Origin of the sequence: Vibrio sp. M260118, assembly GCF_036533755.1 — a bacterium.
Classification (GTDB): domain Bacteria; phylum Pseudomonadota; class Gammaproteobacteria; order Enterobacterales; family Vibrionaceae; genus Vibrio.
Genome location: NZ_JATABG010000006.1, coordinates 24,183 through 32,628 on the forward strand (window position 1 = coordinate 24,183; position 8,446 = coordinate 32,628).

Sequence of the window (8,446 nt, forward strand, 5' to 3'; positions counted from 1 at the left end):
TATCTGACTGGGAAGATGATTATGACGAACACGCTTTACAACAAGCATATTATCTCGATTCCTGAGCTATCACGTGAAGAGCTGGAGTTGATTGTCAAAACGGCGGGAGAACTGAAGGCGAAGCCTCAGCCAGAGTTGATTAAAAATAAAGTCGTTGCCAGCTGCTTCTTTGAACCATCTACCCGTACACGCCTATCATTTGAAACTGCAATCCAACGTATTGGTGGTGATGTGATTGGTTTTGATAACGGCGGTAACACCTCTCTGGCAAAGAAAGGTGAAACCCTTGCTGACTCTGTACAGGTTATCTCTTCTTACGTTGATGCTTTTGTCATGCGCCACCCACAAGAAGGGGCTGCGCGTCTAGCATCTGAGTTCTCTAATGGTGTACCAGTCATCAATGGCGGCGACGGTGCTAACCAGCACCCAACCCAAACCCTACTAGACCTATTCTCAATTGCCGAAACGCAAGGTCGCCTTGATAACCTTAACGTTGCCTTTGTTGGTGACCTTAAATATGGCCGCACTGTCCATTCTTTGACTCAGGCACTAGCGAAATTCAACAATGTACGCTTCTTCTTTATTGCACCAGATGCGTTAGCGATGCCAGATTACATCTTAGAAGAGCTTGATGAGTCAGGTATCCAATACAGCCTGCACACAGATATGGAAAGCGTGGTTCCAGAACTCGATGTGCTATACATGACACGCGTACAAAAAGAGCGTTTTGACGAATCTGAGTATGCTCACATCAAATCTGCCTATATCTTGACGGCACAAGTGCTAGAGGGTGCGCGTGAAAACTTAAAAGTCCTTCACCCGCTACCACGTGTTGATGAAATCACAGTAGACGTCGATAAAACGCCACACGCATACTACTTCGAACAAGCAGAAAACGGCGTTTACGCTCGCCAAGCTCTACTTGCTCTAGTCCTAAATGAATCACTGTAATCGAGGAGAACATCATGGTTAAAGAAACTCAATTGCAGGTTGAAGCAATTAAAAACGGCACTGTCATCGACCACATTCCAGCTCAAATTGGTATCAAGGTACTCAAGCTGTTCTCAATGCACAAATCGCAGCAGCGCGTAACGGTTGGCCTAAACTTGCCATCATCAGCTCTTGGACACAAAGATCTACTCAAGATCGAGAACGTGTTTATTAGTGAAGAGCAGGCAAGTAAGCTGGCGCTATATGCTCCACATGCGACCGTTAACCAGATCGAAGATTACCAAGTGGTGAAAAAGCTACCGCTTGAGTTACCTGAGCAGGTGAATAACGTATTTGAGTGTCCAAACACCAACTGTATTACTCACGGTGAGCCAGTAGAAAGTAGCTTCAAGGTGTTCGAGAAAAACGAAGATATTCGCTTGAAGTGTAAATACTGTGAAAAAGTATTCTCGCGTGAAATTGTTACTGAGCGTTAGATACTCGTCGCTTACTAAACATCCGTAATTTCAATCTCCTCACTCTTTAAGGGTGAGGTTTTTTCTTTACCCAACTGCTATTTCGCGGCACACTGAATCCCTAAATTCTGTTCACCCCTAAATAGATGGAACATAATAATGACTAAAGTACTTCACACAGAATCAGCTCCAGCAGCTATCGGCCCATACGTTCAAGGTGTAGACCTAGGCAACATGGTACTGACTTCTGGCCAAATCCCAGTAAACCCAGCAACTGGTGAAGTATCTGCAGATATCGCAGAGCAAGCTCGTCAATCTCTAGACAACGTAAAAGCCGTTGTTGAATCTTCAGGTCTATCAGTAACTGACATCGTGAAAATGACCGTATTCGTTAAAGACCTCAACGACTTCGGTACAGTTAACGAGGTTTACGGTAAGTTCTTTGACGAGCACAAGGTAGCAAACTACCCTGCACGTTCATGTGTTGAAGTAGCGCGTCTACCAAAAGATGTAGGTATCGAAATCGAAGCAATTGCTGTACGTAAGTAACCCAACCCAAAAAGCCGACTTCAAAAGTCGGCTTTCAATACACTCAGATTTTGATTACTTAACGAAATCAATGCCTGTTTGGATATCGCCATTGAGTGTTTCTAGCATGCCGTCTAGTGCTAATTTCTCGAAGTCACTTAGCTCACCGTAGCTCAAAACCTCTTCAACACCGTCTTTACCTAGTTTCACTGGCTGAGCAAAGAATGGCGCGTGCTCACCTGCACCCTCAACGTATGCGTACTCAACAACCTCTTCACCTTGAAGCGCTTTAACAAGAGCTAGACCAAAGCGACAAGCTGCTTGACCCATAGATAGTGTTGCAGAACCGCCACCCGCTTTTGCTTCAACGACTTCAGTACCCGCATTTTGGATACGCTTAGTCAGTGCCGCGACTTCTTCGTCAGTAAACTCAACACCTTCTACTTGAGAAAGCAGAGGAAGAATAGTGACACCTGAGTGACCACCGATGACAGGGACACGAACCTCGCCTGGATCTTTATCTTTAAGATCAGCAACGAAAGTCTCTGAACGAATAACATCAAGAGTGGTTACACCAAATAGGCGACGCTTGTCGTAAACGCCAGCTTGCTTTAGAACTTCAGCAGCGATTGGCACCGTAGTGTTAACAGGGTTAGTAATGATACCAACCATGGCTTTAGGACATACATCAGCGATTCGTTGTGCCAGAGATTTTACAATACCCGCATTCACATTAAATAGATCGGCACGATCCATACCTGGCTTACGAGCAACACCCGCAGAGATCAGAACAACGTCTGCGCCTTCTAGTGCTGGGGTTGGATCTTCTCCCGCGTACCCTTTAATAGATACAGGGGTTGGGATGTGGCTAAGATCTGCAGCAACACCCGGGGTTACCGGAGCGATGTCATACAGAGCTAGATCTGAACCAGCAGGAAGACGGTTTTTGAGGAGTAGGGCTAGGGCTTGGCCGATGCCACCTGCGGCACCAATAACGGCTACTTTCATCGTAGTTCTCCTTGAGAGTATTCTCTTATATTTTATGTAGGGTGATTTGTAATCAACTAAGCCAAAACTATAGTAATCACAACCTGATTACAATCAATTAACGTCAGCTTTGCGACCTTGCGCAATGCTGAAAAAATGTACCATTTTCTGTAAGGTTACTGCCGGAGGCTTCTCCTTTAGTCACAATGGTTTGAGCAAGATTATCAATCGAGAAAATCCGTAAAATTTACAGTGATATGCTAGACAGAAATCACGCTTCGTGTTGGCGCAAAGTGCATAGCCATGCGAGAATATGCACTTACTTTTTATAATAACCAACATAGAAAGAGAACCATGCGCCATTCTGAAAAACAAGATAATCTCGTTCGTGCGTTCAAAGCCCTGCTTAAAGAAGAACGTTTTGGCTCCCAAGGCGACATTGTAGAAGCTCTTAAAAACGAAGGGTTTGAAAACATCAACCAGTCGAAAGTATCCCGCATGCTGACTAAGTTTGGCGCGGTACGTACTCGCAATGCCAAAATGGAGATGGTTTACTGCCTTCCTGCTGAATTAGGCGTACCAACGGTATCAAGCTCTCTGCGTGAACTGGTTCTAGATATCGACCACAACAATGCTTTGGTGGTGATTCACACTGGACCAGGTGCAGCCCAGTTGATTGCGCGATTACTCGATTCACTAGGTAAAGCAGAAGGTATTCTCGGCGTTGTCGCAGGCGACGATACTATTTTCATCACCCCGACTCACAACATTACCACTGAGCAACTGTTTGCGTCTGTGTGTGATCTATTTGAGTACACTGGCTAAACGCAAATATTACCCTAACATATCAATCACGCCGCCAGATATTCGGCGTGATTTACATCACATCTTAAAAAAATCATACCTAAGTTGATAATTCACATTAACCGCCTGATTTGTATAACCTTTAACTAAAAAACAATCTCGACATATTGGGTTTGCAATCAGGTATTTCATCTACATCCTTTAACAATCTTGTAATTATGTGCCAATTTTTTGCTATTATTCAGCCACTTTTTCAACATACGGATTGAAAAAGATGCCGTTTCCAGTAATAGGAAACACCCTTAGCAACTACACTTGCTAAGGGGTAATAATGAATAAGGAAGGGAAATTCATGGCATTAAACAAACTTATTAAAGTTGGTGCAATTGCAGCTGCTGTAATGGGCACTGGCGCAGTTAACGCTCAAGAGTTCATCACGATTGGTACTGGTTCTGTAACTGGTGTTTACTACCCAACTGGTGGTGCAATCTGTAAGCTCGTTAACAAAGGCCGTAAAGAACACAACATCCGTTGTTCTGTAGAATCGACTGGTGGTTCAATCTACAACGTCAATACTATCCGTGCAGGCGAACTAGACTTCGGTATCGTTCAGTCTGACTGGCAGTACCACGGCTACAACGGTACAAGTAAGTTTGCTGAGCAAGGCCCGTACAAAGAGCTACGTGCTGTGTTCTCTCTACACACAGAACCATTCAACATCATCGCTCGTGCTGACGCTGGTATCGAAAACGTTGCAGACCTGAAAGGTAAGCGCGTAAACATCGGTAACCCAGGTTCAGGTGACCGCGCTACTATGGGCGTAGTGATGGAAGCGATGGGTTGGACTAACGACGACTTTAAACTTGCTTCTGAGCTTAAAGGTTCTGAGCGTTCTCAAGCACTTTGTGACAACAAAATTGACGCGTTCGTTTACGTTGTGGGTCATCCAAATGGATCTATTAAAGAAGCGACAACTTCATGTGACGCTAAGCTAGTATCTGCAACGGGTGCGAAGATCGATGAGATCGTTGCCAACAACCCTTACTACGCATACAGCACAGTACCTGCAGGTATGTACCGCGGTACAGACAAAGACGTAAACAGCTTTGGTGTTGCGGCAACTATGGTTACAACAACCAACGTTTCTGACGATGTTGCTTACAATGTAGCGAAATCGGTTTTCGAAAACTTCGATACCTTTAAGCGTCTACATCCTGCGTTTGCAAACTTGAAGAAAGAAGACATGGTGCAAGCTGGTCTTTCTATCCCTCTACACCCAGGTGCAGAGAAGTACTACAAAGAGATCGGTCTACTTAAGTAACCGCTCTGTTGCCAAGGAGGCGCTGCCTCCTTGGTTCGTAGTCAATGAAGCCGAACACGGCGACTCTCTATTTTGAGTTTCACATTCTTGAAACTCTCCCTCGTTTTATACCTAAGAAAACCACACAACAAGCAATATTTCATCTTTTCACTACACTAAAAGATGCTAAATACAGGTTCTAATAATCATAAATATATGGACCAAATATAATAAGGATTAAGTACATGTCGAAGACAACAACTCCGTCTCAAGATGTGCAAGAAATGGTGGCTCAATCCGATACTGGTGCGCGCGCTCCCCTAGGGTTGCCTGGCCGCATCCTATGGTTTGTGCCGCTATGTTGGTCACTGTTCCAACTTTGGTACGCGTCTCCTTTGCCGTTTATATTTAACTTTGGCGTACTCAATGATACTGAAGCGCGTTCCATTCATTTGATGTTTGCTGTGTTCCTCGCGTTCACTGCATACCCAGCGATGAAAAACTCTCCTCGAGATCGCATCCCAGTCATCGACTGGCTATTGGCACTAGCGGGCAGTTTTTCCGCAGCCTACATTTACATTTTCTATACCGAACTCGCAGGACGCTCCGGTGCTCCAACCTCAATGGACATCGTCGTTGCGGTTATTGGTATGGTATTGCTGCTAGAAGCGACACGTCGTGCACTCGGTCCACCACTGATGGTCGTTGCAGCAGTCTTCTTGCTGTACACCTTTGGCGGCCCGCATATGCCCGACGTTATCGCACACAAAGGGGCAAGCCTTAACAAAGCGATGTCGCATCTTTGGTTAACTACCGAAGGTGTTTTTGGTGTTGCTCTAGGCGTATCAACGTCGTTCGTATTTCTGTTTGTTCTATTTGGTGCCATGCTTGAACGTGCTGGCGCTGGTGCTTACTTTATTAAAGTCGCGTTCTCGCTACTTGGTCACATGAAAGGTGGACCAGCAAAAGCGGCTGTTGTGGCATCTGGCCTGTCTGGCCTTGTCTCTGGCTCATCGATCGCCAACGTTGTGACCACAGGTACCTTTACCATTCCTCTAATGAAACGTGTTGGCTTCCCTGGCACTAAAGCAGGTGCGGTAGAAGTTGCCGCTTCAACCAATGGTCAACTTACCCCACCAATCATGGGTGCGGCTGCATTCCTAATGGTTGAGTACGTTGGTATATCTTACGTTGAGGTAATCAAAGCGGCGATTCTTCCGGCGCTGATCTCTTACATCGCTCTGATCTACATCGTTCACCTCGAAGCATGTAAAGCAGGTATGACAGGTCTACCTCGTCGTCATAACCCTACTCTACTGGCTAGCCTACTCTCTTTCACCGGCACCATTCTTGGCCTTTGTGTGATTAGTGCTGTGGTTTACTACGGTGTTGGTTGGACCAAAGATGTGTTTGGCGATGCGGCAACTCCAATCGTCACTGTCGCTCTACTATTGTCTTACGTTGCTTTGGTTAATGTGTCGGCTAAATACGCTAAAGAGGGCGCGATAGAGATTGATGCAGAGCTCACAGAAGTTCCTGATCCAGGTCCAACCATTAAGTCTGGTTTACACTTCCTACTGCCAATCGTAGTACTCGTTTGGTGTTTAACGGTAGAGCGTTTCTCTCCGGGTCTATCGGCTTTCTGGGCGACTGTATTTATGATCTTTATCTTGATCACTCAGCGTCCACTTATCGCAGTACTTTCTAAGCATGGAAACGTCGCAGCGCAAACCAAAGAAGGCTTTATCGATCTATTAGAGAGCTTAGTTAACGGCGCTCGCAACATGATCGGTATAGGGGTCGCAACCGCTGCAGCGGGTACAGTTGTTGGTGTGGTCACCCTAACTGGTATTGGCCTAGTAATGACGGACTTTGTCGAGTTCATTTCAGGCGGCAACATCATTCTCATGTTATTGTTCACCGCAGTAATCAGTTTGATCTTGGGTATGGGCTTGCCGACGACGGCGAACTACATTGTTGTGTCAACCCTGATGGCACCCGTAATCGTCACTCTAGGTGCGCAAAGTGGTTTGATCATTCCTTTGATTGCGGTTCACCTGTTTGTGTTCTATTTCGGTATCTTGGCCGATGACACACCTCCAGTAGGTCTTGCCGCCTTCGCCGCCGCAGCGATCGCTAAGTCGGATCCGATCCGAACGGGTATCCAAGGTTTTACCTATGATATTCGAACCGCCATTTTGCCATTTATGTTTATCTTTAATACTCAATTACTATTGATGGGGATCGACTCTTGGTGGCATTTGTTGCTTACGATCATATCGTCCGTGATCGCAATGCTGATATTCTCTGCTGCGACACAAGGCTGGTGGTTCACTAAGAACAAGTGGTGGGAGACGATCTTATTGCTCGCTCTGACCTTTACCTTCTTCCGTCCAGGTTTTTGGTGGGATCAAATCTATCCTGCAAAAGTACTCTACCCGGGCACAGAGATCGCGCAGATCACCGAAGGTCTCAATATCGGCGAAGAGATCGAGCTGCTGGTTGCGGGTGAAAACCTTGAAGGTGACTACATTTCGAAGACAGTTAGACTGCCGTTTGAAGATAGTGCCACTACCGCTGAAGATCGTATCGCTTCAATGGGTCTAATGCTAAACAGCGCGAATGGCCGAATGCTAGTTGATATGGTTGAGTTTGGTAGCCCTGCAGAATCTGCTGGCGTAGACTTTGACTGGGAGATTCGCTCCGTGGTAGTAGACTCAGACCGACCAATGAAAGAGTGGGTATTTGTACCTGCGCTTCTTCTCTTGATCGGTCTGGGGATGAATCAAAAAAGACGAGCTCGAAAGGAACAGATGAGTGCGTAACTTAGTCAGCCCTACTATGTAGGGCTACAATAAAACTAGGGATACTATAATTTCCACTGGCTGCGAAACCAGTCAGTGACGACAAAGAGAAACAACAATGTATAAGCAGATTCTTGTTCCGGTTGATCTAAACGATAAAGGCTTTTCAGACAAAGCTGTTGAACTAGCAGTATGGCACGCGAAGCATTCTAACGCTGAAGTGCACCTGCTGAATGTCTTGCCTGGCATTCACATGTCTATGGTTGCTACTTACTTCCCTAAAGACGCAGCACTTAAGATGAAGGCCGATGTAGAACAGCAGTTGAAAGAGTTCGCCGTTAAGCACATTGATGAGGATGTGGTTTACAAAGTCCATGTCGCTGAAGGCAAACCATACTCAACCATCTTAAACTTTGCCGAGAAACTCGGTGCCGATCTTATTGTGATGCCAAGTCACAAGCGTTCTAAGATCGATAAAGTAGTGCTAGGTTCGGTAGCTAGCAAGGTAGTGCAAAACTCGCCAATTAACGTCTTGGTCGTTAAACCGCAAAACTTATAGTCCGCACATAAAATACCTAAGGCGCTCATTGAGCGCCTTTTTTGATAGTTTTTATCTA

The 8,446-nt window shown here is 45.7% G+C and carries 8 protein-coding genes; 7 read left to right on the forward strand and 1 reads right to left on the reverse strand.

From position 1 onward, the window contains the following. The first annotated feature begins 21 nt into the window (after positions 1–21). The 3 genes from pyrB (at position 22) to QTO00_RS01095 (ending at position 1,955) form a co-directional block, all read left to right on the forward strand. Positions 22–951: an aspartate carbamoyltransferase gene (gene pyrB, locus QTO00_RS01085; protein WP_331422433.1), complete on the forward strand. Its 930-nt coding sequence runs from the start codon at positions 22–24 to the stop codon at positions 949–951. Positions 952–965: 14 nt separating this feature from the next. Next, the gene (gene pyrI, locus QTO00_RS01090; RefSeq protein WP_331422435.1) at positions 966–1,427 is read left to right on the forward strand and encodes an aspartate carbamoyltransferase regulatory subunit; all 462 of its coding nucleotides are present in this window, start codon (positions 966–968) and stop codon (positions 1,425–1,427) included. A gap of 138 nt (positions 1,428–1,565) precedes the next feature. Continuing rightward, a complete protein-coding gene (locus QTO00_RS01095) occupies positions 1,566–1,955 on the forward strand; it encodes a RidA family protein (protein WP_038209538.1) in 390 nt (129 codons plus the stop codon). A 54-nt stretch (positions 1,956–2,009) separates the two neighbouring features. Here the strand turns inward: QTO00_RS01095 and mdh are convergent, their stop codons facing one another. After that, complete coding sequence (mdh, locus tag QTO00_RS01100) at positions 2,010–2,942, reverse strand: malate dehydrogenase (protein ID WP_331422438.1); 933 nt, start codon at positions 2,940–2,942, stop codon at positions 2,010–2,012. Between the two features lie 333 nt (positions 2,943–3,275). Here mdh and argR point away from each other — a divergent pair, with 333 nt between their 5' ends. The 4 genes from argR to QTO00_RS01120 all read left to right on the forward strand — a co-directional run bounded on the left by argR (position 3,276) and on the right by QTO00_RS01120 (position 8,388). Further along, positions 3,276–3,746: a transcriptional regulator ArgR gene (gene argR, locus QTO00_RS01105; RefSeq protein WP_331422440.1), complete on the forward strand. Its 471-nt coding sequence runs from the start codon at positions 3,276–3,278 to the stop codon at positions 3,744–3,746. 331 nt (positions 3,747–4,077) lie between these two features. After that, positions 4,078–5,046: a TAXI family TRAP transporter solute-binding subunit gene (locus QTO00_RS01110; RefSeq protein WP_038209546.1), complete on the forward strand. Its 969-nt coding sequence runs from the start codon at positions 4,078–4,080 to the stop codon at positions 5,044–5,046. A 224-nt stretch (positions 5,047–5,270) separates the two neighbouring features. Then, on the forward strand, positions 5,271–7,850 hold the full coding sequence (locus tag QTO00_RS01115) for a TRAP transporter permease (protein ID WP_331422442.1): 2,580 nt from the start codon (positions 5,271–5,273) through the stop codon (positions 7,848–7,850). Positions 7,851–7,947: 97 nt separating this feature from the next. Further along, positions 7,948–8,388, forward strand: a complete 441-nt coding sequence (locus QTO00_RS01120) for a universal stress protein (RefSeq protein ID WP_331422443.1) — start codon at positions 7,948–7,950, stop codon at positions 8,386–8,388. Positions 8,389–8,446: the final 58 nt, after the last annotated feature.

Excerpts from the sequence above, each read along its gene's own strand:
- QTO00_RS01120 (WP_331422443.1), top strand. The coding sequence starts at position 7,948 with ATGTATAAGCAGATTCTTGTTCCGGTTGATCTAAACGATAAAGGCTTT.
- QTO00_RS01110 (WP_038209546.1), top strand. The coding sequence starts at position 4,078 with ATGGCATTAAACAAACTTATTAAAGTTGGTGCAATTGCAGCTGCTGTA.
- QTO00_RS01115 (WP_331422442.1), top strand. The coding sequence starts at position 5,271 with ATGTCGAAGACAACAACTCCGTCTCAAGATGTGCAAGAAATGGTGGCT.
- argR (WP_331422440.1), top strand. The coding sequence starts at position 3,276 with ATGCGCCATTCTGAAAAACAAGATAATCTCGTTCGTGCGTTCAAAGCC.
- pyrB (WP_331422433.1), top strand. The coding sequence starts at position 22 with ATGACGAACACGCTTTACAACAAGCATATTATCTCGATTCCTGAGCTA.
- pyrI (WP_331422435.1), top strand. The coding sequence starts at position 966 with ATGGTTAAAGAAACTCAATTGCAGGTTGAAGCAATTAAAAACGGCACT.
- QTO00_RS01095 (WP_038209538.1), top strand. The coding sequence starts at position 1,566 with ATGACTAAAGTACTTCACACAGAATCAGCTCCAGCAGCTATCGGCCCA.
- mdh (WP_331422438.1), bottom strand. The coding sequence starts at position 2,942 with ATGAAAGTAGCCGTTATTGGTGCCGCAGGTGGCATCGGCCAAGCCCTA.